This is a genomic window from Pseudomonas sp. NCIMB 10586 (genome assembly GCF_023127895.1).
Classification (GTDB): domain Bacteria; phylum Pseudomonadota; class Gammaproteobacteria; order Pseudomonadales; family Pseudomonadaceae; genus Aquipseudomonas; species Aquipseudomonas synxantha_A.
Genome location: NZ_SPKQ01000038.1, coordinates 76,442 through 102,797, shown reverse-complemented (window position 1 = coordinate 102,797; position 26,356 = coordinate 76,442). Strand labels below are relative to the sequence as shown.

At 65.1% G+C, this 26,356-nt stretch carries 10 protein-coding genes; 6 read left to right on the top strand and 4 right to left on the bottom strand.

Going from position 1 to position 26,356, the window contains the following annotated elements; translation table 11 throughout:
- Nucleotides 1-8 precede the first annotated feature (8 nt).
- Nucleotides 9-2,417, top strand: coding sequence for a glucose/quinate/shikimate family membrane-bound PQQ-dependent dehydrogenase (locus E4P01_RS15040; RefSeq protein ID WP_248130084.1), 2,409 nt, complete (start codon nt 9-11; stop codon nt 2,415-2,417).
- Nucleotides 2,418-2,471: 54 nt separating this feature from the next.
- Nucleotides 2,472-3,716, top strand: coding sequence for a carbohydrate porin (locus E4P01_RS15035; protein WP_216091186.1), 1,245 nt, complete (start codon nt 2,472-2,474; stop codon nt 3,714-3,716).
- On the opposite strand, the gene E4P01_RS15030 is transcribed toward E4P01_RS15035, so the two are convergent.
- Nucleotides 3,717-4,700, bottom strand: a complete 984-nt coding sequence (locus E4P01_RS15030) for an AraC family transcriptional regulator (RefSeq protein WP_228309727.1) — start codon at nt 4,698-4,700, stop codon at nt 3,717-3,719.
- A gap of 238 nt (nt 4,701-4,938) precedes the next feature.
- On the opposite strand from E4P01_RS15030, the gene E4P01_RS15025 reads away from it, so the two are divergent.
- Complete coding sequence (locus tag E4P01_RS15025; protein WP_248130083.1) at nt 4,939-6,987, top strand: TonB-dependent receptor; 2,049 nt, start codon at nt 4,939-4,941, stop codon at nt 6,985-6,987.
- Between the two features lie 611 nt (nt 6,988-7,598).
- Here the strand turns inward: E4P01_RS15025 and E4P01_RS15020 are convergent.
- From E4P01_RS15020 to E4P01_RS15010, 3 genes are read right to left on the bottom strand one after another with little or no spacing between them, the layout of a single operon-like run.
- The gene (locus E4P01_RS15020) at nt 7,599-9,746 is read right to left on the bottom strand and encodes a TonB-dependent receptor (protein ID WP_248130082.1); all 2,148 of its coding nucleotides are present in this window, start codon (nt 9,744-9,746) and stop codon (nt 7,599-7,601) included.
- 33 nt (nt 9,747-9,779) lie between these two features.
- Nucleotides 9,780-12,842 carry a hypothetical protein gene (locus E4P01_RS15015; protein WP_216091184.1) on the bottom strand — a complete coding sequence of 1,021 codons (3,063 nt, stop codon included), beginning with the start codon at nt 12,840-12,842 and terminating at the stop codon, nt 9,780-9,782.
- Nucleotides 12,839-13,723 carry an ABC transporter ATP-binding protein gene (locus tag E4P01_RS15010; protein WP_216091183.1) on the bottom strand — a complete coding sequence of 295 codons (885 nt, stop codon included), beginning with the start codon at nt 13,721-13,723 and terminating at the stop codon, nt 12,839-12,841. Before E4P01_RS15010 ends, E4P01_RS15015 begins: the two co-directional genes overlap by 4 nt.
- Nucleotides 13,724-14,023: 300 nt before the next feature.
- Here E4P01_RS15010 and E4P01_RS15005 point away from each other — a divergent pair, with 300 nt between their 5' ends.
- From E4P01_RS15005 to E4P01_RS14995, 3 genes are all read left to right on the top strand, one after another.
- Complete coding sequence (locus E4P01_RS15005) at nt 14,024-20,431, top strand: non-ribosomal peptide synthetase (protein WP_216091182.1); 6,408 nt, start codon at nt 14,024-14,026, stop codon at nt 20,429-20,431.
- A 38-nt stretch (nt 20,432-20,469) separates the two neighbouring features.
- The gene (locus tag E4P01_RS15000; RefSeq protein ID WP_216091181.1) at nt 20,470-25,923 is read left to right on the top strand and encodes a non-ribosomal peptide synthetase; all 5,454 of its coding nucleotides are present in this window, start codon (nt 20,470-20,472) and stop codon (nt 25,921-25,923) included.
- A partial coding sequence (locus E4P01_RS14995; protein ID WP_248130086.1) for an ABC transporter transmembrane domain-containing protein occupies nt 25,920-26,356 on the top strand: 437 nt, incomplete at its 3' end. The genes E4P01_RS15000 and E4P01_RS14995, both read left to right, overlap by 4 nt.

Sequence of the window (26,356 nt, the reverse complement as noted above, 5' to 3'; positions counted from 1 at the left end):
TATTCGACATGAAACGAGCATCGCGCGCCGCTGGCGTCTCTAGATTTCTACTCCTGGGCCTGGGCGTTGTCATCGCCCTGCTCGGCCTTGCGCTTGCCGTGGGCGGCGCCAAACTGGTCAGCCTGGGAGGTTCCTGGTACTTCCTGGCAGGTGGCGTGGCCATGGCCGTCTCCGGGCTGCTGATCGCTCGGCGCAAGCCTGCCGGGGCGTGGTGGTTTGCCGCGTTCCTCGTCGGTACGGCCGTATGGGCGGTGGCCGACGTGGGCCTGGTGTACTGGCCGCTGTTCTCGCGGCTGTTCATGTTCGCAGTGATCGGCGTGGTGGTGGCGCTGGTATATCCATTGCTGGCCGGCAAACCGGCGCGTGGCGCTTATGCGGTCGCGGCTTTGTTGGCAGTCGACGTGGCGGTGGCGGCAGGCAATATGTTCGTCGCTCACCCAAGCGTGGCGCCGACCGGTGCCGGCCCTGGCATCACCCCGGTAGCCGAAGCCGATGCACAGAAAGACTGGGCGCACTACGGCAACACCGAGGGCGGCAGCCGCTTCGCCGCGCTGGACCAGATCAATCGCGACAACATCGACAAACTCAAAGTCGCCTGGACCTACCACACCGGTGACGTGGCCATCAGCGACGGCAACGGCGCCGAAGACCAGTTGACGCCCTTGCAGATCGGCAACAAAGTCTTCATCTGCACCCCGCACAACAACTTGATCGCCCTGGACGCCGACACCGGCAAAGAGCTGTGGAAGAACGAGGTCAACGCCCAGTCAGCGGTGTGGCAGCGTTGCCGTGGCATGGCCTACTTCGACGCCACTGCGCCGATTGCCCAGCCGACCCAGCCCAACAGCTCGCCGATCATTGCCGCCAGCGTGCCTGCCGGTGCGCAGTGCCAGCGTCGCCTGCTGACCAACACCATTGATGCGCGCCTGATCGCCGTGGATGCCGACACCGGCAAGTTCTGCGAAGACTTCGGCACCCATGGCCAAGTGGACTTGAAAGCCGGCCTGGGTAATGTGCCGGACAGCTACTACCAACTGTCCTCGGCGCCTTTGATCGCCGGCACCACCGTCGTTGTCGGTGGCCGTGTCGCCGACAACGTGCAGACCGATATGCCAGGCGGCGTGATCCGTGGTTTTGATGTGATCAGCGGCCAGATGCGTTGGGCGTTCGACCCAGGCAACCCTGAAGACAAGCAAGCGCCGGCCGCGGGCAGCACCTATGTGCGCAGCACGCCGAACAGCTGGGCGCCGATGTCCTACGACCCGCTGATGAACACCGTTTTCCTGCCGATGGGCAGCTCCTCCACCGACATTTACGGCGTGGAACGCACCCAGCTGAACCACAAATATGGCGCCTCCGTGCTGGCGCTCGACGCGTCCACCGGTGCCGAAAAGTGGGTCTACCAGACCGTCCACAATGACCTCTGGGACTTCGACCTGCCGATGCAGCCGAGCCTGATCGACTTCACCCCGCCAGGCAGCGACAAAACGGTACCGGCTGTGGTGATCGGCACCAAGGCCGGGCAGATCTACGTGCTCGACCGCGCCACCGGCAAACCGCTGACCGACGTGCAGGAAGTGCCGGTCAAGGCCGCGAACATTCCCAACGAACCATACTCCCCGACCCAGCCAAAATCGGTGGGTATGCCGCAGATTGGCGCGCAGACCCTGACCGAATCGGACATGTGGGGTGCCACCCCGTACGACCAGTTGCTGTGCCGTATCGACTTCAAAGGTATGCGTTACGACGGCCTGTACACCGCGCCGGGCACCGATAAATCCCTGAGCTTTCCGGGTTCGCTGGGCGGCATGAACTGGGGCAGCATCTCCACCGATCCGGTACACGGTTTTATCTTCGTCAACGACATGCGCCTGGGGCTGTGGATCCAGATGGTGCCGTCGCAAAACAAGGCCCAGGCCTCTTCCGGTGGTGAAGCGCTGAACACCGGTATGGGCGCCGTGCCGCTCAAGGGCACGCCTTACGCGGTCAACAAGAACCGCTTCCTGTCGGTGGCCGGCATTCCCTGCCAGGCACCGCCATTCGGCACCTTGACCGCCATCGACATGAAGACGCAAAAAGTTGCCTGGCAAGTGCCGGTGGGCACGGTTGAAGACACCGGCCCCCTGGGCATCCGCATGCACCTGCCAATCAAAGTCGGCCTGCCGACACTGGGCGGCACGCTGTCCACCCAAGGCGGCCTGATCTTTATCGCCGGCACCCAGGACTTCTACCTGCGCGCCTTCAACAGTGGCAACGGTGACGAAATCTGGAAAGCCCGTTTGCCGGTCGGCAGCCAGGGTGGCCCGATGACTTACGTGTCGCCAAAAACCGGCAAGCAGTACATCGTCGTCACCGCCGGCGGCGCGCGCCAGTCCACCGACCGCGGCGACTACGTGATCGCCTACGCCCTGCCGTAACCCCTCTCTGTTCGCGCGGTGCTCCCGCACCGCGCTTTGCGTTTGGAACTCCGCATGAACCCTACTTCTCATACCTCCCTTGGGCGCCTGGTGCTCGGCCTGGCGTTGACTGCTGCCCTGCCCGTTCAAGCCGACGACACCACCCTGACCGGCGACTGGGGCGGCCTGCGCCGTGAACTCGACGCACAAGGCATCCGCTTTACCGGCGACTACAGCGGCGAAACCGCTTACAACGCCCACGGCGGCCAGCATCGCTCGGCCCGCTATTCGCAAAACCTCAAGCTCGGCGTGCAGTTCGACCTGGGCAAGCTCTACGGCTTCAACAACGGCGACCGCATCCAGCTAACCATCAACGACCGACGCGGCAACAGCGCTTCCGAAGACCTGGTGGGCAACCGCCTGCCGATCCAGGAAAACTACGGCGGCCTCTACACGCGCCTCACCGAGTTGAGCTACGAGCGCACGCTGTTCACCTCCGCACTCAACATCAAGCTCGGCTACATGGCCATGGGCAATGACCTCGGCGGCCTGGACAGCGGCATTTTGTGCAATTTCATGAACGCCGGCTTCTGCGGGCATCCGCTGAACATGTCGGGCGGCAGTGGATGGGCCAATTACCCGAATGCGCACCTGGGCGCGCGGGTGAAATATGACTTTTCGCCAAACTGGCAACTGCGGGTGGCTGCGTTCAACGTCGACCCTTCCAGCAATGGCAACCCCAGCCGCGCCTGGCACCTGGGGCCCAAGCACACCACCGGCACCGTGGTGCCCATCGAGCTGATCTACAAGCACGCGGGCAGCCTGCCGGGTGAATACAAACTCGGTTATTACTACGACAGTTCCGATGTAAAACGCATTGGCAGCAACAAGGACGTCAGCGGGCGCGGCGGTCACTACCTGTTGATCGACCAGGCGGTGTGGGCCTCCCAATCCTCCCAAGGCCGCAGCTTGCACGCCTTCGGCCAATACTCTGCCGCCAGCGAAGCGGCTTCGCCGTTCACCAAGTGGTATGGCGCGGGGCTGGTGCTGTACAAACCGTTCGACAGTCGCCCACGGGATACCGTCGCCCTCGGTTATGGCCGTGCAGTGCCCAACCCGCGCAGCCGGGATAACGCGGATGCGGCCTACGCCAACCTGGACAACGCTGAACAGCTGATCGAACTCAGCTACGGCTACCAGGCCACACCGTGGCTGACCTTGCGCCCGGACGTGCAATACATCATCGAGCCGGGGGCGTTTTCCGCACAGAACATCGACAACGCGCTGGTGCTGGGACTGCAGGTGAAAGCGACCTTCTAGTCAGCCGACATCCAGGGCTCTGCCGCGCCCGCCATTTTTCAACATCGACGGATTGATCCCGAACTGCTTGCGGAACGCCGTGGCGAAATGGCTGGCGTTGGCATAACCGAGGTCCGAGGCGATGCGCATCACCGATTCATTGCCGCTCATCAAGCGGCTGCGCGCCTGGATCATGCGCGTCTGCTGGAACACGCCATAGACGCTGTTGGAGAACAGTTGGCGAAACCCGCGGGTGAGCTTGGGCTGGCTCAAGCCGGATTCACGGGCCAACTCCGACAGGCTTGGCGCCTTGCCCAGATCTTCCAGCAAACGATCGCGGGCCCGCACCAGGCGCTGGCGGTCGGTGTGGCTGACGCGGCAGGTGCATTCGCCATCCTGGCGCGCTTCGAGGAACAGACTGACCAGCGTGACACTTTGCCCGTACAGCCACAGGCTGCTGCGCGGCGGGGCCGATGGCAGGCTGGCGCCGTGGTCCATGGCCAGGCCGAGCATGTGCGCGGTAGCACTCATTTCACCGCTGCGATGGCCGTCGAGGAAGCAATGTTCGCAGGCCAATGCCTTGTTCAGCAGCGGGTCGAGCTTCAATTCCCACTGGGCCAGCAACTCGGGGCGAATCATGACGGTGATGTTGTCGATCTCGCCGTGCTGGTGATATAGGCCGTGGCGGCAACGGCCAAAGCTGATGCTGCCCGCGCCTTCATCAATCACATAGCGACGTTGCCGGCGCCCATCGCGAAAGCTGCACGCGGCCTTGCCCTTTAACAGGTTGGTGAAGCTGAAGTGAATGCACTCGCTGTCGTCTTGCAAGGGCAACTCTACCGGCTGCTCAAAGGTGCTCTGCCAACGCACGATGTCCAGGCCCTCCTGCAGGGTCATACGCGTGACCCGGCAATGCGCTCCCGGCCCGAGATCGCTACCAAACCCTCCCGTAATGATTCGCGAGACCGGCATCGGTTCTCCTGCGCCTCCCTGAACGGCTGACATCGTAAATCTCCTGGCTGACCGGATACGGCTCGAATCAGACCACATCGGGGTAGAACTCTGCAATTGATAATTATTAGCATTTGGCGCACCGCACGTGCCAAGCCAGATTGCTGCTGCCCCTGAGCAACGCACGCCGATCAGAACTCTCAGTCAAGGTCCCATCATGTCTGCACGATGCAACACGGCGGCTACCCGTCAATCTTGCTACAAACGTAATAGTATAACAATAGCGATTGCTTTGACACTGACCCCTACCGCCTTCGCCGCCACCCTCAGCGAACCCCTGCAACTGCCCGCCTCCACGGTAACGGCGCGCTTGGCCCAGGAAGATTCCAAGGAAGTACCGATCAGCGTCAGTGTGGTCGATGGCGAACAACTGCGTACTCAACGCCTCGATACCCTGGAAAGCGCACTGCGCAATACCTCAGGGGTCAGCGTCAACTCTTCCGGCGGGCCCAACGACTTCAACGTGTTGATCCGCGGTGTCGGTTCGCTTTACCAGATGTCCATGGACGACAGTTCGGTCGCGTTCAATATCGACGGCGTACCTGTGTCGTCGCGCAGCCTGGGGTTCGGCACCCTCGACGTCGACCGCATCGAAGTGCTCAAGGGGCCGCAGGGCACACTGTCCGGCGCAATCGGCCAGGCCGGTGCCGTGAATATCACCACTCGCCAACCCAGCCGGGAACTCGAAGGTTACGTGCGTGGTGAAGTCGGCCAGAAAGGCCAGTTCCTCACCGAAGGCGCCATTGGCGGGCCGCTCAGTGACAGCCTCAGCGGCCGCCTGGCGGTGCGACGTGCCGGCTACGACAGCTGGATCGACAACGACCAGACCCATAACCCCATTACCAAACCGCGCAACGAAGCCTATCGCGCCAGCTTGTTGTGGGACCTCAACGATGACACCCACGTGCTGTTCAGCGCCGAACGCCAGCAGACCGAACGCGCCACCAATTCCCTGGTACTGCGCCCCTACGGCAGCCACCCGAGCCTGGACCTGACGCCTGGCCTGTTCGACGACAACGAAAAGACCACCGAGCGCTACACGATCAAGGTCGACCACGACTTCGCCAACAGTCGGCTGACCTCCACCACCGCCACTGGCACTGCCGACTTCACCGGCTTGATCGCCTACGACAGCAAGCTGATGGGCGCCCTCTATGGCACGCCCGGTGAGTTCTGGGTGGTGGACAAATCCTTCGAGCGCAGCTGGAGCCAGGATATACACCTGGGCTCATTGCCCGATTCCGACGTGTTCTGGGTCGCCGGCGTCGCCGCCAGCCGCAGTGAACGCAGCTACGACACCCCACGCAACACCTACGGCACCTCCGGCGCCAAGTTCCGCGACTTCACTACCACCACCTACGCAGGCTACGGCGAAGTGACTGTCCCGCTCACCGAACGCCTGAAACTCACCACCGGCTACCGCCATTCCTGGGACCGCAAGACCTACGACGGCCAATACTTCGCAGGTTCGAGCGCCGTGGACGACTCGCGCGCACTCACCGACCACTATGGCACCGGCCGCGTCGCCCTGAGTTATGCGATCACCCCACAGACCAACGTCTACGTGCAATTGGCAAGAGGGTATAAATCCGGCGGGTTCAATGATTATGCCTCCCAGGTCAGCGACAGCGAACCCTACAAGGCCGCCGTCAGCAGGGCCGCCGAACTGGGCTTCAAGAGCGAGACCGACGACCGTCGCGGCAGCCTCAACGGCGCACTGTTCTACACCCGCGTGCACGATGATCACTTGCTTGGTTACGACGCAGCGACCTTCGCCACCAACGCCTTCAACGCCGACACCCGCACCCGCGGCGCCGAACTGGAAGGTAGCTGGCGCTTCGACTACGGCCTGACCCTGGCCGCCAGCGCCACCTACCTCGATGCCAAGATCACCAGCGGTGTGCAAGGCATCCAGGCTGGCGACGTCGCCGCCGGCAACCGTACCCCGGATGTGCCCCGCTGGAGCGGCAACGTCAACGCCAGCTGGAAACATCCCCTGGGCAACTTCGCCAGCCTTGGCCAGACCAGCCTCAACACCAGCCTCAACTACCACCTGGTTGGTGAACGCGCGGCTGACCCGCAGAACCACTTCAACCTGGACAACTACGAGAAACTCGACCTGCGGGCGGGCCTGGAGAGCAAGTTTGGCGAGGTGTATGCGTTTGCCGACAATCTGTTGAACCAGACGTATGACACCTATGGTTTCTACAGTGACCCGGTGGCCTATGGTGGGCCGTCGCGTCGGAGGACGGTGGGCGTGGGCTATACCTATCAATTCTGAACCGACGCGATTCGGCCGGCTGTCCTGAGTTCAAATGTGGGAGGGGGCTTGCTCCCGATGGCGGTGGATCAGTCACAAATGTCCTGACTGACACTCCCCCATCGGGGCATGGGTATCTACACAGCTGTGTAGCAGCCGACGGTAACCACGATGCGCAGCGAGCCGCTCTTGATCTTGATCTTGATCTGCTTTTGATCTTAGGCGCCCCGTTAAACCACGCTGGCCGGAATTCGACAGGGATTTGGGGGGTAAACCGGCAGGGATGCCGGTTTAGCCGCCCCGCGCCATGGATGGCGCGTGGCGGCGGCCCCCCAAATCCATCGCGGATTACGGGCACACCGAGCCTAAGCGAGGTGCCGAGTGGTGGGGCAAGAGCGTTTGGTTACTTTGCGCTTTTCAAAGTGACCCGCTGTAAAAGCGGAACCAATAGTGGCCGTTACCTAAATAATGGATATGTACTCGGTCTGATCCAACATCCTGGTCAACTGTCAGGTCGCCATCGGGGGCAAGCCCCCTCCCACATTTGGATCGTAGGGCATCAGTAAGATAGCTATAGGCTCTCAGGTCGCCAGCGGGAGCAAGCCCCTCCCACATTGCACCCAGTGGCTGCCTCAGAACTGATAGCTATACCCCACCCCCGCCGAACGCCCGCGCCCCGGCATCCCGGTCAGCACCGTGTCGGTGGAGTACGCGCCATACAGGTCATACCGCGCATCCAGCAAATTATCGCCCCACAGATAAACCTCCGACCCCCCACTCTCCAGCCCAAGGTGCAAGTCCAACTTGGCGTAACCCTTGAGGTCATAGTGGTTCTGCGGATCAGCCGGGCGGTTTTTCTGTACGCGGTAGTTGAGCAAGGTGTTCAAGCGCGGCGCGGGCAAGCCCAGCAGTTCACCCAAAGGCTTCTTCCAGGCCACACTGAAGTTTCCACTCCACAACGGCACATCCGGCACGCGGCTGCCCTTGGCCACATCACCACCGGAAACACCTGGCGCATCGGAGGTGACCACCGCGTTGGTGTAGCTGATGGCGCTGCCCAGGGTCAGTTCATCGGTGACATGCCAGGTGCTCGACAACTCGGCGCCTTTGCTGCGGGTGTCGGCATTCACGGCGCTGACGGCCATGCTCTTGAAGTCATACCCCAGCAGGTGGTCATCCTGCACACGAGTGATAAACAAGGCGCCTTCCAGGCTCAGTGCACCGCCTTCGCTTTCATGCTTGAAGCCGACCTCGGCGGAGTTCACCTTGGCCGCCTTGTAGGGTTCGCTGTCCTTGATCGAGGTGGCGTAGTCGTTGAACCCGGCCGACTTATAGCCCCGCGACAACACCGCATACACATTGGTCTGCGGCGTCCAAACGTAGCTCAGGGCCACGCGCCCGGTGTTGTAGTCGTCCTGCAAGCGTCGGCTGTCGCTGACCAGCTTGCCGCCACCGCTGTAGTCGGCGCCGTAGGTCTTGCGGTCCCAGGTATGGCGCAGGCCGGTGGTGAGTTTCCAGTCTTCGGCAATCGGGAAGGTGACTTCGCCGTAGGCGGCATAACTGTTGGTGGTGAAGTCGCGCAACTGCTTCGCGCCGTTGGTGAAGTTGTTGGAGTCAAAGCTGCGCTCGGAGCGCGACAGGTTCACCCCGGTCACCCAGAACACCTCGGCATCCGCCAGCGAACCCAGCCGCAGGTCCTGGCTCCAGACCCGCTCGTGGGCCGAGTCTTCGATCAGGTATTCAAACGGTTGACCATACAGCGCCTGGGTGATGTTGCGGTCATAACCCTTGACCGCATTGAAGTCGGTGCTGGTGTAGGCGCTGATCGAGGTGATCCGGGCCTGGGCCAGGTCATGGTTGAGCTCGAAGGAATAACGCTCGTTGGTCTTCTTATTGCCGTTGAACGTACCCGGGGTGTAATCGAGACTCGGGCGATTGCCGAACGGGCGCAGGATCTCCGAGCCGGCATAATGATCGGCGCGCTGGCGTTCGACGGTCAGCAGGCCGGTGGTCCCTTCATCGTTGTCCCACAACAGGCTGCCGCGCAATGCCAGGTCGCGGGGCTTGGTCAGGGGGTCGCCATCCTGCTGGTCATCGACCCAGTTATCAAAGCCGCTGCGCCGCACGGCAAGTCGCCCGGCCAGGGACTCGGTCAGCGGCCCGCCCACTGCGCCCTCGGTCATGAACTGGCCCTGGTTGCCCACTTCGCCGCGCACATAGCCTTCCAGCTCACGGGTGGGTTTGCGGGTGGTGACGTTAATCGCGCCGGCCTCGCTGTTACGTCCGAACAACGTGCCTTGCGGCCCCTTGAGCACTTCCACTTGCTGCACGTCGAGGGTGGCCATTGCCGCGTTGCGCACCGACATCGGCACGCCGTCCACGTTCAGCACCACCGAGCCGTCATCCATGCTCATCTGGTTCAGCGAGCCGACCCCGCGGATGCGCACGTTGGCGTCGTTGGCGCCGCCCCAGGAGTTCACATCCACCCCAGGCGTGGTGCGCAAGGCATCTTCCAGGGTGCGTAACCGCCGGGTCTCAAGCGTTTTCCCATCAAGCACCGAGAGACCGAATGGAATGTCCTTGGCACTTTCCTGGGTCAACCGCGCACTGACCGTCACCGGCGCCAACTCGATGGTCTCGCTACTGGCGGCGGGTTGATAGTCAGCGGCATAGGCCGTGCACATCTGGCTGGACAAGGTCAGCGCCATGGCTTGGGTCAATACGTTGGCGCGCCAACCGAAAGGACGACGCAGCGGCTGGATAGACAGTTCAGATGACATGGCAAAGCTCCAAAAGACAGGGATGATTCAACTTCATTGCACAGGCCCCCAGCGCTTGAGCGCGGCGGCAATCACAGGATCGGAGGGCGCGCCCAGCAGGCCCTGGATCGCGGTTGGCCATCCCTGGCCGTTACGGACATCGGCGGTCAGCGCCGTGAGCTGTTCGGGAGTTTGCCCGGCGACCCAGTCAAGGCTGACCAGTGCGGCATAACTGGCGGCCCACCCCTGTTCGCGGGCATCGGCCAGGGTGCCGACGGGCTCACCGTCATTGCCCAGGGCACGGGTCAGGTCGTCGGCCATCAGCTTGACCAGCGCTGCACGGGCATCAGCACCGTCGATGTCCTCCACACACAGCAGGCCCAGCGCACCTGCCACACCCTGGCTGAGCCACAGGTAGCCGGGGGTTTGGCGCAGGTTGCTCGCCTCGACCAGCGATTGGCGGGCAAGCAGTTCGGCGATATGGGCACGGCGCGTCCAGCGCCCAACGCCTGTCGGCGCCACGTCCCAATTGGGTGACTGGCCAAGCAGTAAATGGCCATGACTCAGACGGCTGGCACCCATGCCGACAGGCCACTGACTCAGTTGTTCGACGCTGGGACGGCTGCCCAGACGCCGCGCCACACAGGCGCTCATCGCGTCCAGGTCCTCCTGCACTTCACGGGCGGTGTTCTCGCGGCTGATATCCTTCTGAGCCGACGTGGCATAGGCAAAGTCCAGCGGCCCCTCACTGCTGCCGGTAATGGCCTGGCCATCGACCTCAAGCTGCCATTGCCAGTGCCCGGCCGGTGCAACGGCATCCACCGCCACCGCAGCGCCCGTCGGCAACCGGGGCACCGCTGTCGGCAACCCGGCTTCGCTGCGCTGGGCCGGTGCACGCAACAACCGCTCGCTGTCCAGGCCCAAGCGTGGCACCACACGGTGCGCTTGCAGCCACACACCCTGAGGCCCAAGCCAGAATGCTTCACCCTCGGCAGGCCAGCCGTCAGCACTCACCGTCCAGTTCAACACCACCTGACAACCGCTCGCTGCGCACCCCTCCAACGGCACCCGCAGGTGCTCGGTGGCGTGTTCAAACACAACGGGGCGCCCCATCACGCTGACCGCGATCACCTGCATACCCGGTGGCAACTCGGCATCGAGGCCGGTAGTGAGCACCCCATCCAACGTCCACTGGCCCACCACCTGCCGGGCGGCCGAATCGACCTGCACCTGCAACTGCCCGCCCGCCACCTGCCAGGCACTCGCCCCGGGCAGCCAGCGCCGTTCCCAGTCGGCGCGTTCGGCGCGTTGCTCGGCGACAGACTGGTAATCGCCCTGCTCCACCAAATGCCGCTGCAACAACACGCCGCTGCCAAGCAAGCCGACAGCACCCAGAGCCAGCAACACACCGGGCAAGCCGAGCAAACCGCGGCGCACGTCGCTCAATCGACGATGCTCCGGCCCACGGGGCAAGGCCAGTGCCGCGATCGCGAGCATGACCAGGCAACCGGCCAGTTTCCAACCGGCCAAGGTCGTCAGAAACGCCAGCCACGGCGCCCAGCCGGTCAGCAGCGACACGCTCACATGCGCAGGAATCGCCATGGCATAGGCCGGATAGGTGACCAGGCCCAACTCATGGTTGAGTACCAGGAAAAACGTCAGCAGCATCGAGGCGGCATACGCCAGCCCGGATCGGCGGATCAGCGCATGCACCAGCACTGTGAGCATCGCCAGCTCCACCAATGGAGGCGCGAACACCAACGCCTGATACACCAGCACAAAGCCCGGCGCCAGGCTGTCGGGCGCGGCAATCGCACTGATCAGCAAGCTGGCCAGGCCCGGCACCAGCGCAAGCGTCAAGGTCGCCAGCAGCACACAAGCCACCCGCCCCAGCAATCGCAACCACGCCGGGGCCGCAGTTGCCTGCAACATAGCGCCAAACCCTTCGACGTCATCGCGCCGGCACACCAGCCCAACCAGCGCCGCAACGATAAAGGCGATCACCAGGAACAACGCACTCGACAACAACGGCAGGGTCAGGGCCGCCCGGGGCACCATCGGCCCTCGCGCATGCCACACGCCGTGGACAAAGCCACTGAGCACGCCCATCACCAACAGCAAGCCGAGCGCCACCCACCAAAGGCGCCGGGCAAACAGCTGGCGTACCTGCCAACGTGCCTCATGCCCCAGGGCGCGCGACCATTGGCCATGGGTCAGCGGGCCAGGCAAGGTCACTGCGCCTGTCAGTAACATCGGCGGCTCCGCCAGCACTGCCCCGCTGCGTTTGCCCATCAAGCCCTGGCGCGTGGTGCGCGCCAATACAGCGGCCAATAACAGCAGCGGCACAACGCACCACAACAGCCGGTTAAGCCAGAACCCCGGGGTCAAGGCCAACAGCGATTGGGATTTCTGCGCGGCGCTCCAGGTCTCGACCTGGGCCTGGGCAAAGGTGAACAGCGACGGGTCCAGGCTGGCAGCCAACAGCGGGTTTATATGCCCCCCCTTGAGCACCACCACGGCAAACATCCACAGCAGCATCAACACCGTCGCCAACCCAAACGGTGCCGCCAGGCCACGGCTGCGCAAGGCCAGCAGGTAATACAAGGCCCCAACCCCGGTGCTGACCGGCAACAGCAACGCAACCCAGGCAAACCCCAGCGCCGACCACATCGGTGCACCGATACTCGCGGCCGGCACCCAGCCGAGCCAGCCCAGTACCGGGCTGACCAGAAAGCCCACGATCAGCGAACTGGCGAGCAAGCCACCCACCAGCGCCGCACCGATAAAGCGTCCCCACAGCAGCGCCGGCAGCGACAGCGGCAAGGCCAGCAGCACCTCTTCCAATTGCGCCTCGCGGTCGCGCAGTGCCGGTTGGGCGAACACCCAGGCCCAGGCGAAAAACAGGAAAAACATGCAACCGCACGACATCAGGTAGATCAGGCTCGGCGCATTGCGTGCGATGTCGCTGGCGCCCATTTTCTGCACATAGTCGGCATTGGTCAGGGACATCAGCAAATAGCCGGTGAGGCCCAGGAACACCAGGAGTGGAATGCCGCTGCGCAGTCCGGCGCGCACTTGCACCCAGGCCTCGCGCATCAAGAGAGCAAAGGTATTCATGCCGCGACTGCCTCGCCAGCCTGGGCCAGCGCCAGGTAATAGATGTCTTCCAGGCGCGGCGCGTGGGGCCTGAAGCGCGGATCAGCCGGACGTTCGCCGTGCACGATCACGCGGCTGCCGTCGGGGCTCGCCGCCACATGCAAGGCGTGGGGCAGCGGCTCACCACGGCCGAACGACGCCTCCCATAAACGGCCCTGCTCAGCATCGAGCAAATCCGCCGGGCGCCCTTCGACAATAATCTGCCCAGCGGCCAGCACCGCCAGGCGGCTGCACAGGTTCTCGACGTCTTCAACGATATGGGTCGAGAGCAACACGATGGACTCGGCCGCCACATCCGCCAACACTCGGTGAAAACGGTTGCGCTCGGCCGGGTCGAGCCCGGCGGTCGGCTCATCGACGATCAGCAAGCGCGGCGAGCCGATCAGGGCCATGGCGATGCCGAAGCGGCGCAACATGCCGCCCGAATAGGTGGCCAGCGCCCGGTGCGCGGCTTCCTGCAGGTTGACCTTGGCCAGCAAGCCCTCGACTTCCTCGCGGCGCTGGCGAGTGTCGGTACGCCCCTTGAGCCAGGCAAACCGATCAAGCAAATCCCGCGCACTCACCCCCGGATACGCCCCCAGCTGCTGTGGCAAGTAACCCAGGCGACGACGCAAATGCTCGGCATCGGCCAACACATCCACACCATCCAGGTGGATGCTGCCGGCGTCCGGCTGCTGCAAGGTCGCCAGGGTGCGCATCAGGCTGCTTTTGCCCGCGCCATTGGGGCCGAGCAAACCGTACATGCCCGGCCCCACATTCAGGTCAACACCGCGCAGCGCCTCAACGCCATTGTTGTAGCGCTTGCACAAACCGCGCACCTGCAAACCCGAATCGACTGACATCCACAACTCCCTCAAGGACAAGCCCTGCAAAAGGGCGGCGAGCGACGGTAGTCAAGGGCGGCGGCGCGGCTCTACCCGATTCAAGTCATTTTCCAACCGTATCCCGCACGCTGATCGGCGTTATGCCCCACCCCTCACACGCCCGAAACCGCGCGAGGGAAACGGATACGGGGCAAAAACGATTCGATCCGGGTAGTCGAGACAATGAGAATGACTAGCATCTCCTTCCACGCAATTACCTGCCCCTCAGCGCCTGGGCCAACGCCGGTCCGGGCCCTAGCGATGAGAAGACGTTGAGCCATGGCCACTCCCAGCACCTCAACCCTAACCCTGCTGCGCCGTTCCCTGTCCGAAGCCCTGGGACAGCCTGCCGAGCAGATCCCTCTGGAGGCCAACCTGATCGAATGGGGCCTGGATTCGGTCACCCTGATCCGCCTGGCAGGCCAATGGCGGCGTCAGGGTCTGGCCGCACGTTTCGCCGAGCTGGTGGCCGACCCGCGCCTGTGCACCTGGCTGGCCCTGCTCGACACCGCGCCGGCTCCTGCCGCGCCCGTCAATCACAGCGCCGACGATGGCCAGCCCTTCGAACTGGCCCCCATGCAACATGCGTACTGGATCGGCCGTGCCCCTGGCCAGGCACTGGGCGGTGTGGCTGCACACTTCTATAACGAATTCGACGGTCACGACGTTGACCCGGCCCGCCTGGAAGCCGCCGTGCACGCCTTGTTGGCCCGCCACCCCATGTTGCGGGCGCAGTTCCTCGACGATGGCCGCCAGCAGATCCTGCCCCGCAGTCCATGGCCGGGACTCAAAGTGCATGACCTGCGCCAGGCCGATGCCGCACAGCGGCAACACCATCTGCACGCCTTGCGCGCCGAACTTTCCCATCGCCAGTTGGCCGTGGAACACGGCCAGGTGCTGGACATCCAGTTATCACTGTTGCCCCAGGGCACGCGCCTGCACCTGAACCTCGACATGCTCGCCGCCGACGCCTTGAGCCTGCGTACCCTGCTCGGCGACCTGGTGCAGCTGTACCGCCTACAGCCGCTGCCCGCGCTGGATTACAGCTTCCCCCGTTACCTGGCCGACCTGCGCCTGGAGCACGCCAGCCCCGAGCACCGCGAGCGCCATCGACACGCCCGCGACTACTGGTTGCAGCGCCTGGACGCCTTGCCCGGCGCCCCACGCTTGCCCATCAAGAGCCAGGGCGATGAGCGCCAGGTGCGCCGCCGTCACCACTGGTTGTCGCCGTCCCAACGCCAGGCGTTCGAACGCCACGCCCGCGAGCACGCCCTCACCCCGGCCATGGCCCTGGCCGCGGTGTTTTGCGAAGCCCTTGGCGCCTGGTGCGAGACGCCTGAGCTGCTGCTCAACCTGCCGCTGTTCAACCGTGTGCCTTTGCATACCGATGTCGAGCGCCTGGTCGGCGACTTCACCTCCTCGATCCTGCTGGCCTGGGACGGCCGCATGACCGGCACCTTCGCCGCCCGAGCCACAGCGCTGCAACGACGCTTTCATGGCGATGCCGCACACAGTGCGTTTTCCGGCCTTGAGGTGTTGCGTGAACTGTCCCGCCATCGCGGCGAGCAAGTGTTGGCGCCGGTGGTGTACACCAGCGCGCTGGGCCTGGGGGAACTGTTCGCCGAGGGCGTGCAGGAGAGTTTCGGCCAGCCGGCCTGGATCATTTCCCAGGGCCCGCAGGTGTGGCTGGACGCCCAGGTCACCGAGCTGGACGGCGGCATTCTGGTCAACCTCGACGCCCGCGAAGGGTTGTTCGCCGAGGGGGTGCTCGATGGCCTGTTCGATGCCTATACCGGCCTGTTGCAGCGCCTGTGCCATGATGCTGCGGCCTGGGATCAGACGGTGCCGGCGCTGGTTCCCGCCAGCCAGCTTGACGTACGCCGCGCCACCCAAGGCCAGCACACAGCATTACCGGTAACACGCCTGCACGAAGGTTTTTTCACCCTGGCGCAGTTGACGCCCGCCCTGCCCGCACTGCTGCACGGCAACCACATCATCAGCTACGGCGAGCTGGCCGAGCGAGCCCTCGCCGTCGCCGCCTACCTCGAAGGCCAGGGCGTGCAGCGCGGTGACATCGTGGCGTTGCAACTGCCCAAAGGCCCCGAGCAGGTGATCGCCGTGCTGGGCATCCTGGCGTGCAGCGCCACCTACCTGCCCATCGGCGCCGACCAGCCCGAGGCGCGTTGCCGCAAGATCTGCCAGTCGTCCGGCGCACGCTTGCTGCTCACCCGCTTGCCGCACGCCGACACCACGTTGCAAGCGCCGCGCCCCGGTGCGATCAGCGACCTGGCCTATGTTCTATATACCTCCGGTTCCACTGGTGAGCCCAAGGGCGTAGAGGTCAGCCACCTGGCCGCCGCCAACACCCTGGAAGACCTGCAACGGCGTTTGCAGCTCAATGGCGAAGACCGAATCCTGGCGCTCTCCGCGCTGGAATTCGACCTGTCGGTGTTTGACCTGTTTGCCGCGCTGGCCAACGGCGCTGCGGTGATCCTGATCGAGCCCCAATCGCAACGCGACGCCCCACGCTGGCGTGAACTGGCCGTGCAGCACCGCGCCACTGTGCTCAATTGCGTGCCGGCGCTACTCGACATGTTGCTGAGTTGCGCCGACGCCCCACTGCCCCTGCGCGCTGTATTGCTCGGTGGTGACAAGGTCGCGCCGCAGTTGGCGCCACGTCTGTGGGCCCAGGCGCCCGGTTGCCGCTTCATGGCCCTGGGCGGCGCAACGGAAGCGGCGATTCACTCGACGCTGTTCGAAGTCGCCCCCGGCCAGGCACTGCACTGGCATTGCCTGCCCTACGGCAAGCCGCTGGATAACGTCAGCCTGCGCATCGTCGACCGGCATGGCCATGACTGCCCGGATTGGGTGGCCGGTGAACTGTGGATCGGTGGCGCCGGGGTGGCCGAGGGTTACCGTGGCGACCCGGTACGCAGCGCCGAACGATTTGTGCAGCACCAGGGCCTGCGTTGGTACCGCACCGGCGACAGTGCGCGCTACCACCCCGACGGCACGGTCGAGTTTCTGGGGCGCACTGACTTCCAACTCAAATTGCATGGCTACCGCATCGAAGCCGGTGAAGTAGAACAGGCGCTGCTGGCGTGCCCCGGCGTCGAACAGGCGGTGGCGCTGCTGGTCGGCCAGCACCTGGCAGCGGCGGTGCGCCTTGCAAATGGCCCGGTGCAGCCCACAGTGCTGGAGCTGCCGGACCTGGCCGAGCGCCTGCCGGCCTATATGATTCCCAGCCTGATCCTCGGCTGCGCGCAGTGGCCCCTGACAAGCAATGGCAAGGTGGATCGCAACGCACTCAACGGCTGGCTGGCCGACCACAGCAGCGCCGTCCCTGCCCAGCTGTCGCCACCCTGCGGAGCCATCGAACAACAGGTGGCCCGCGCCTGGCAGCAATTGCTCGGCTGTGACGAGGTCTGCCGTGAGCACAACTTCTTTGCCCTCGGTGGTGACTCCCTGAGCGCCACGCGCCTGGTGCGCCTGCTGGCCGAACAAGGGCTGGGGGGCGCACGGATCGCCCAGGTGTTTGCCAAGCCGGTGCTGGCGCAGTTCTGCACAGGCCTGCATCAACAGGCCCAGGCCGAAACACAACGCACCGTGGTACCGGACCTCGACCAACGTCACGCGCCCTTCCCCATGACCGAGGTGCAGCAAGCCTACTGGCTGGGCCGCGACCCCAGCCTGGTATTGGGCGGCGTGAGCTGCCACTTCTACCGCGAATACGACGTCGAAGACCTCGACCTGCCACGCCTGCAACACGCATTGGCACGCCTGATCGAACGCCACGAAACGCTGCGCACAGTGTTCGACCACACAGGCCAGGCACGCATCCTCCCCCAGGTGCCCACCTTCGTGATCGGCCAGCGCTACGCCTGCCTTGAAGACCTGCGCGAACACTGTGCCCACCGCGTGTTCGATCCCGCCCAATGGCCGCTGTTCGATGTGCAGGCCGTGACCCAGGGCCGGCACACGCGGCTGGCGATCAGCCTGGACAACCTGATTCTTGATGCCCTGAGCATCCTGCGTTTCTATGCCGAACTCGACGCGCTGTACCGCGAGCCGACGCTGGCCCTGGCACCGCTGCAGCTTTCATTTCGCGACTATCAAGTGCAATCCCATGTGGAACCTGACGAATTGCACGCCGCGCAACAGTTCTGGCAGGAACGCCTGCCCACGTTGCCGACGCACCCGCAACTGCCCCTGGCAACCGACCCCGCCAACCTGGGCCAACCGCGCTTCGAGCGCCTGCAAGGGCAGGTCAAGGCCGATGCCTGGCAAGCGATCCTGGCCAAGGCCCAGCAACACGGCCTGACTGCTTCGGCGGTACTGCTCTGCGCGTTTGCCGAAACCCTCGGGCGCTGGAGTGCGCGCCCCGACCTGAGTCTCAACCTGACCCTGTTTGACCGCCGGCCGGTGCATCCGCAGATCGATCAGGTCATGGGCGATTTCACCTCCCTGACCCTGCTCGGCTATACGCCCAAGGTCGGCGAACGCTGGATCGACCGCGCACGGCGCACCCAGCAGCAACTCGGCGATGCGCTGGAACACCGCTGCATCGGTTCGGTGAACTTGCTGCGTCAACTGGCGCGGCAACGCGGCGAACAGCAGGTCAACATGCCGGTGGTCTTCACCAGTGCCCTGGGGGTGCCGGATGGCACCGCCGCACCGGTAGACGGGCCGTTCGCCCGGCAGGTATTCGGCCTGACCCAAACCCCACAGGTATGGCTCGATCATCAGGTGGTGGAAGCCGACGGCGGCATCGCCCTGAACTGGGACCGCGTGGTCGGCCTGTTCCCCGAAGGGCTGGTCGAAGCCATGTTCGACGCCTACCTGCGCAGCCTCCACTGGCTGGCCGAACACGCCTGGGACGACGCGCCGCCAGACTTGCTGCCCCTGGCCCAGGCGCAACTGCGCGCCCAGCTGAATGCACCCGGCCCCGGCGTGCCGGGTGATCCGACCTTGCATCAGGGCTTTTTCCAGCATGCGCACCACGCCCCGCATCGCCCTGCGCTGTTGTGGGGTGAGCATGACAGCCTGAGCTACGGCGAACTGGCCGAACGGGCGTTGCGCATCGCCCGTAGCCTGATAGACGCAGGGGTGACAGCCGGTGACCTGGTGGCGGTGTCCCTGGCCAAGGGCCCGCAACAGATCGCGAGTGTATTGGGCGTGCTGGCCGCCGGCGCCGCCTACCTGCCAGTGGGTGTCGACCAGCCGTTGCAGCGTTGCCAGCGCATCCTGCAACAGGCCGGCGTCAGCCTGATCCTTGCCGAGCACGACCCGCAACTGCCGGGCGTCAAACATCTCAAGCCGACCCAGGCGCAAAGCGCTGAACCGCTGCACGCGCCGTTACCCGTGAGCGCCAACCAACTGGCCTACGTGATTTACACCTCCGGCTCCACCGGCCAGCCCAAGGGCGTGGAAATCACCCACCGCGCCGCCATGAACACCGTGGCCGAGATCAACCGCTGCTACGGCATCGACGCGTCGGACCGCGGCCTGGCGCTATCGGCGCTGGACTTCGACCTGTCGGTGTATGACGTGTTCGGCCTGCTCTCGGTGGGCGCCGCCCTGGTGTTGATCGACGAAGACCAGCGCCGCGACGCCCGCGCCTGGCTCAAGGCCCTGCGACACCACCGCGTGAGCCTGTGGAACAGCGTACCGGCGCTGCTCGACATGCTGCTGGAAGCCAACGCCCTTGAGCGCCAACCCCTGGCGCTGAAGGTGGCCCTGCTGTCGGGCGACTGGATCGGCCTCGACCTGCCGCAACGCCTGCGCCAACAAGCCCAGGATTGCCGCTTTATTGCCTTGGGCGGCGCCACCGAAGCGGCGATCTGGTCCAACCATTACGAGGTACGGCAACTGTTGCCGGGCTGGCGCTCGATCCCCTACGGCGTGCCGCTGGCGAACCAGGCTTACCGCGTGGTCGACGCCCTTGGCCGCGACTGCCCGGACTGGGTCACGGGCGAGTTGTGGATTGGCGGCGCCGGCGTCGCACGCGGCTATCGCCATGCGCCGCAATTGAATGCCGAGCGCTTTGTCGAGGGTTGGTACCGCACCGGCGACCTAGGCCGCTACCACCCGGGTGGGTTGCTGGAGTTTCTCGGGCGTGCCGACACCCAGGTGAAGATTCACGGCCATCGTATCGAGCTGGGGGAAATCGAAGCCGCGCTGGCCCGTCATCCCTGCGTGAACCGTGCCGTGGTGCTGGTCGAGGATCAGCGCCTGCTGGCTGCTGTCACCGCCAGCACCTGCGCCGAGGTGCTGGCCAAGCACCTGGTGCAATGCCTGCCCGCCTATATGCGCCCGGAACAGATCCTGGTGCTGGAACGCCTTCCCCTGAGCAGCAATGGCAAGGTGGATCGCCGTGCCTTGCTTGCGCCATTGGCGGCTGCCCGGTCCCACTGCGTCGTGGATGAAGCCCCGCTGAGCGCCGCAGAACAACTGGTCGCCGAGCTGTGGCAGCAGTTGCTCAACGTGCCCAGCGTGTCGCGCCACGACAATTTTTTCCGCCTGGGCGGCGACAGCCTGCTGGCCACGCGGTTTCTCGAAATGCTGCGCAGCCGTGTTGGCCTGGAATTGCCCATGGGCCAGTTGTTCGGCGCCGCCAGCCTGATGGAAGTGGCCCACGCGGTAGAGCGCCAACCCACCCCGCACACCGTTGAAGAGGGCGTCATCTGATGCCCGCGCAACCTGCCCTTATCCCAGGAGCTGCCCCCATGCCCGCCGCCAAACTGTTAAGCGAACTCAAGTCCCTGGGCGTCGAACTCTGGCCCCAGGATGGTCAACTCAAATTCCGCGCGCCCCAGGGCCTGCTCGACGCCGAGCGCCTGGCGCAACTGCGCGAGCACAAGCAGCAGATCCTGCACCTGCTGCAAACCCAGGAGCGGCCCCAGGTAATGGCCGACCCGGCACAGCGCCACGCGCCGTTCCCGCTCACCGATGTGCAGAACGCCTACCTGCTCGGCCGCCAGTCATCATTCGGCTACGGCAACGTGGCCTGCCACGGTTACCTCGAACTGAGCTGGCCGAGCCTCGACCTGCAGCAGGTCGAACACGCCTGGAACCGCCTGATTGCCCGGCACGACATGCTGCGCGCGGTGATCGCCAGCGAAGGCTCCCAGCGCGTGCTGGCCGAAGTCGCCCATTACCCGGTGGAAGTCGCCGACCTGCGCGGCGCCACTCGTGAACAGCACCAGCACGCCGTGCAGCAGATACGTGAGGCCATGGAGCAGAAGCTCTACCCTACCGATATCTGGCCGTTGTTCGAATTGCGCCTGAGCCGCAGTGACAGCGGCGACACCCTGCACTTCTCCATGGACTCATTGATTGCCGACTGGGCCAGCGCGCAACTGCTGTTCAATGAACTGGAACAGCTACTGCACGACCCCCAGGCCAGCTTGCCCAGCCTGGACATCACCTTTCGCGACTACCTGCTGGCCGAACGGGGCCTGCTCGAAGGCAGCCGCCACCAACGCGACCGTGACTACTGGATGGCGCGTATCGATGAACTGCCCCCCGCCCCGCAACTGCCGGCGCCCCTGAGCGGCGAAGACACCAGCGTGCCACGCTTCCAGCGCCACTGCGCGCAACTCGACGCGCAACCATGGGCAGCCTTGAAAAGCGCCGCCGGCGCCCTCGGCCTCACCCCGTCCATCGTGGTGCTCAGCGCCTACGTCGGCACCTTGCAACGCTGGAGCCAGCAACCCACCTTCAGCCTCAACCTGACACTGCTCAACCGCTTGCCGCTGCATCCGCAAGTGGGTCAACTGGTTGGGGATTTCACCTCGGTCAGCCTGTTGCAGGTCAATGATCCCCAGGGCCAGGATTTCACCAGCCAAGCACGCCAACTGGGCAATCAACTGTTTGCCGACCTGGAGCACCGGCTGTTTTCCGGCATCCAGGTGATGCGCGAAATCGGTCGCCGGCGCGGGCGTGAAGCGGCGTCCATGCCGGTGGTGTTCACCAGTGCTATCGGCCTGGCGATCGAACCACCTCCCGCCAGCCAGCGACAGGTCGGCCACGGCATCACCCAAACTCCGCAGGTGACCCTCGACTGCCAGGTGATGGACGACGCGCAGGGTTTGCACATCCACTGGGATGTGCGCCAAGGCGTGTTCCCCGACGGCCTGATCGAAGACATGCAGCAGGCATTCGTCGCCGAGTTGCAGTTACTGGCCCTCGACCCGGCCGCCTGGGACCACCCCATGCAAGTGCCGTTGCCGGCCTGGCAACAACGTGAGCGCCTGGCCGCCAATGCCACCGCCGCGCCGCTGCCCACCGGCCGCCTGCATGACAGCCTGCTGAGCATGGCCTGGGAACAGCCGCAGGCCCTGGCAGTGATCGATGCCCACGGCAGCCTGACCTACGCCGCCCTGATGGAGCGTGCCTTGGCAGTCGCTGCTGCCCTCAGCGCCGCCGGTTGCCGCGCCCAGGAACCGGTGGCGATCCTGATGCCCAAGGGCCGTGACCAAGTGGTGGCGGCCTACGGCGTACTGCTGGCCGGCGCCGCCTACCTGCCTCTGGACAGCCATGCCCCGGCCGCCCGCCGCGACCGCGTGCTGCACAGCGCCAAGGTGCGCCACGTGCTCGGCCAGTCCCAGGCCCTGCCCCACACGCCATTGCCGGAGGGCTTGCACTGGCATGCCGTGGATCAACTGGCGCCGACCACTTCGGACTTCCCGGCACCGCACGGCAGCCCCGACGATCTCGCTTATGTGATCTACACCTCAGGCTCCACCGGTGAACCCAAGGGCGTGATGATCAGCCATCGCGCTGCGCTCAATACCGTGCAGGACATCAACCGGCGCTTTGCGGTCAACGCCGCCGACCGCGTACTGGGCCTGGCGCAACTGAGTTTCGACTTGTCGGTGTATGACCTGTTCGGCCCCCTCGCGGTGGGCGGCACCCTGGTGCTGCCCGATCCGGCACGCGGCGCCGACCCGTCGCACTGGGCCGAGCTGGTGCAGCGCCATCAGGTGACGCTGTGGAACTCGGTACCGGCGCAATTGCAGATGCTGGCCCACTACCTGCAAGCCGAGCCGCGCCCCCTCGACAGCCTGCGCCTGGCGTTGTTGTCGGGTGACTGGATCGCGCTGAACCTGGCGCCGCAACTGCACGCGCTGTTGCCGGGCCTGGCCCTGGTGGCTCTGGGCGGCGCCACCGAGGCTTCGATCTGGTCCAACCTGCACCCCATCGGCGCAATTGACCCCGCGTGGCGCAGCATTCCCTACGGCTTGCCGCTGGCCAACCAGGGCTTTCGCGTGCTGGACAACCAATGGCGCGACGTGCCGACCTGGGTGCCGGGTGACCTGTACATCACCGGCGTCGGCCTGGCCCAGGGTTACCTGGGCGACCCGGCGTTGACTGAGGCACGCTTCTTTGCACACCCGCTCGACGGTCAGCGCCTGTACCGCACCGGTGACCGTGGCCGCTATCTGCCGGGGGGTGAACTGGAGTTCCTCGGCCGTAACGACGGCCAGGTCAAGATCCGTGGACATCGGGTGGAACTGGGCGAAATCGACGCCGCACTGCTCTCCACCCCGGGCGTGGACAGCGCGGTCAGCCTGTTCAGCGACGAACTACTGGCCTTCGTCACGCCTGCGCGGGCCGAACCCGAACCGCTATCCGGTGCGCCGTTGCTGACGGCGGTGCAGCGCTACGCCGACAGCCAGGTCGGCAGCTTTGACCCCCAACAGGTACGTGACTATCAGGCGGACCTCAGTGGCGCAGCGTTGAGTTCGATGCTGGACGTGATGCTCAAGGCCAATCTATTCAGCGGCGCGTGGGCCGAGCCGGATGCACCCACCATCCTGCAGGCCCTGCAAGCGCAGCCCCGCCATCACTGGCTGGTGCGGCGCTGGCTCGCGGCCTTGTGTGACGCGGGCCTGTTGCACCGTGAACAGTCCCGCTATCGCCTGCTCGACAGCGCGCCAAACCCGGCGCTGGCATGGGGCCGGGTGGAACAGGCGGTCGCGTCCGGGCTGTGCAGCCAGACGCTGCTCGACTACCAGCTCAATCACGTCGGGCAACTGCAGAAACTGCTGCGCGGGGAGGTCAATCCGTTCGACCTGTTGTTCCCTCAGGGCGAGCAAGACCTGGCATTGCAGCTGTATGGCGGGGATGCCGTGTCGCGCTACAACAACCACAGCATCGCTGCGCTGATCAACCGCCTTGCTACCCACCACGACGGCGACGGCCCGCTGCGCATCCTCGAAATCGGCGCGGGCACCGGCGCTACCAGTGCGCCGGTGATCAGCCTGCTCGATGGGCTCGAAGTGGATTACCTGTTCACCGACATGACCGCGTTTTTCCTGCCGGCGGCCAGGCAACGCTTTGCCGACCACGCCTGGGTGCGTTATGGCGTGCTGGACATCGATCAGCCCATCCGCCCCCAGGGCCTGGCCAGCAACAGCGTGGATATCGTGCTGTGCGCGGGCATGCTCAACAGCGTCAAGGACATCGACAACGCCCTCGGCCAGATCACCGAACTGCTCAGCCCGGGTGGCTGGCTGGTGTTCAGCGAGCCGACCGGCGAATGGCCGCCGATTCTACTGACCCAGGGCTTCATGATGACGCCGTCAGACAGCGATCACGACCAAGGCCGCAGCGGCTTGTGCAGCGCCGACACCTGGCGTGAGCGTATCCAGGCATTCGGCGGCGAAAGCCTGCCGGCCCTGCCCCACGCCGACCACCCGCTGGCGGCCCTGGGTATGCAGGTGTTTGCCGCACGCTTCAAGGCCGGGTTCCAGCGCCTGAGCGTCGACAGCCTGCGCAGCGCTCTCGCGCAACGCCTGCCGGACTACATGCTGCCAGCGCATGTGCAAGTACTCGACCGCCTGCCCTTGACCGCCAACGGCAAGGTCGACCGCAAGACTCTGGCCAGCTGGCGCCCCGCCGTGGATACCCAAGCCGCCAGCAGCGAGCAGGTACCCAGTGACCCACTCACCGCGCAGCTGTGCCAAGTGTGGGCCGAGGCCCTGGGCCTGGCGCAGATCGGTGCCGACGACAGCTTCTACGAAAAAGGCGCCGACTCGCTGATCCTCGCCCGGGTCGCCGGCCAGTTGCGCGAACAACTGCCCCAGGCGCAACGCCTGAGCTACGACACCCTGTTGCGGCAGATGCTCAACGAGCCGACTGTCAGCGCACTGGCGCGCCTGCTCAACCATGGAGAAAGCGCACCGTCTGCGGTCAAGCCCGGCCAATCCCAGCGTTCATCCAACAGCAACGCCCTGGTGGTGCCCTTTGGCGGCGGCGACGTCGGCCCGGTGCGGGTGATGTTCCACGCGGCCCTCGGCACCCTGGATTATTTCCAGCACCTGGGCCGCTCACTCGCCGCTCAGCAGGCCGGCCCGGTGATCGGTTTTGCGGTGGCCGACACCGCGCAGTACCTGGCCCTGGAACCCAAGCGCCTGATCGAAAGCGTGGCCCAGGACTACACCGAACGCTTGATCGCCGACGGCCATCAGCGCTTCCAGTTGATCGGCTACTGCCTGGGCGGCCTGCTCGCCACCGAAGTCGCCCGGCGCCTGCTGGAACGTGGCATGGAGGTGGTGGACCTGAGCCTGATCGACAGTATCCCGATGTTTATCGACACCGACGAAGAGCTGGCCTATGAGGCGATCTTCGTGCCCAACCTCAACCTGGACCCGGTAAAGACCGTGTTCGGCGCGCATATCGAAGACTACGACGTGTACCGCGCCATCGACCTGCTGATGGCCCGCGACAACCGCCGCGTACCCGCCGGGGCTATGGCTGCCTTGGGCGGCGACCCGGGCCTGGACGCGCTGGCATTGGCGGTGCGGCAACAGTCGGCGCGCAGCCAGGAAGAACGCCTGGCCGAGTATGCGCGCCTGGCGTCCGGCCAGGCCGGGGTGCCCATCGGCCCGGAGCTGGTGCCCACGCTGTTCCGCGTATGCCGCCACAGCATGCGGGCGGCGCGGTTCGACCCGCCGCCGTTCCTCGGCAACATGACCTACCTGCGCTGCCTGGAGCAGCAATCGTTCGGGATCACCGGCGGCGTCGGCCATCTGGCGGCGCCGTTCTGGGAGGACGCGTGCCTGGGGCAATTCAACCTGATCGACGTGCCGGGCAACCATTTCAGCGTCATCGAGCCACCCCACGTGCACACCGTCACCGCGCACCTGCTTGAGGCCCTTCGGAAAAACTCATGAGCACCGCACTCGATACCCTCAAACGCCCGGTCAACCGCCTGATCCGCCTCGGTGTGGTATTCGCCGCCGTCGGCGCACTGGTCAACCTGGTGCCCTTTATCGGCCTGACCGAACTGGGCCGCTTGCTGCTGGCCGGCAATGCCCACAGCCACACGTTGTGGCTGTGGGCGGCGCTGGTAGTGGTCGCCCTGAGCCTTGGCTGGATGGCCAGCGGCGTCGCGCTGTGGCTGACCCACCTGGCCGACCACCGCCTGCAATCGAGCTTGCGCGAAGCCATGGTGCGCAAGCTGGGGCGCGTGCCGCTGGGCTGGTACACCGACACCACCTCCGGCGCGGTGCGCAAAGTGGTGCAGGACGACCTGGAAGACCTGCACCACCTGGTTGCCCATCACGCAGTGGAAGTGACGGCGGCGATAGTCACCCCGCTGGCAGG

Bases quoted from the DNA above. Each gene is read 5' to 3' on its own strand.
- E4P01_RS15040 (WP_248130084.1), top strand. From the start codon at position 9: ATGAAACGAGCATCGCGCGCCGCTGGCGTCTCTAGATTTCTACTCCTG.
- E4P01_RS15035 (WP_216091186.1), top strand. From the start codon at position 2,472: ATGAACCCTACTTCTCATACCTCCCTTGGGCGCCTGGTGCTCGGCCTG.
- E4P01_RS15030 (WP_228309727.1), bottom strand. From the start codon at position 4,700: ATGTCAGCCGTTCAGGGAGGCGCAGGAGAACCGATGCCGGTCTCGCGA.
- E4P01_RS15020 (WP_248130082.1), bottom strand. From the start codon at position 9,746: ATGTCATCTGAACTGTCTATCCAGCCGCTGCGTCGTCCTTTCGGTTGG.
- E4P01_RS15015 (WP_216091184.1), bottom strand. From the start codon at position 12,842: ATGAATACCTTTGCTCTCTTGATGCGCGAGGCCTGGGTGCAAGTGCGC.
- E4P01_RS15010 (WP_216091183.1), bottom strand. From the start codon at position 13,723: ATGTCAGTCGATTCGGGTTTGCAGGTGCGCGGTTTGTGCAAGCGCTAC.
- E4P01_RS15005 (WP_216091182.1), top strand. From the start codon at position 14,024: ATGGCCACTCCCAGCACCTCAACCCTAACCCTGCTGCGCCGTTCCCTG.
- E4P01_RS15000 (WP_216091181.1), top strand. From the start codon at position 20,470: ATGCCCGCCGCCAAACTGTTAAGCGAACTCAAGTCCCTGGGCGTCGAA.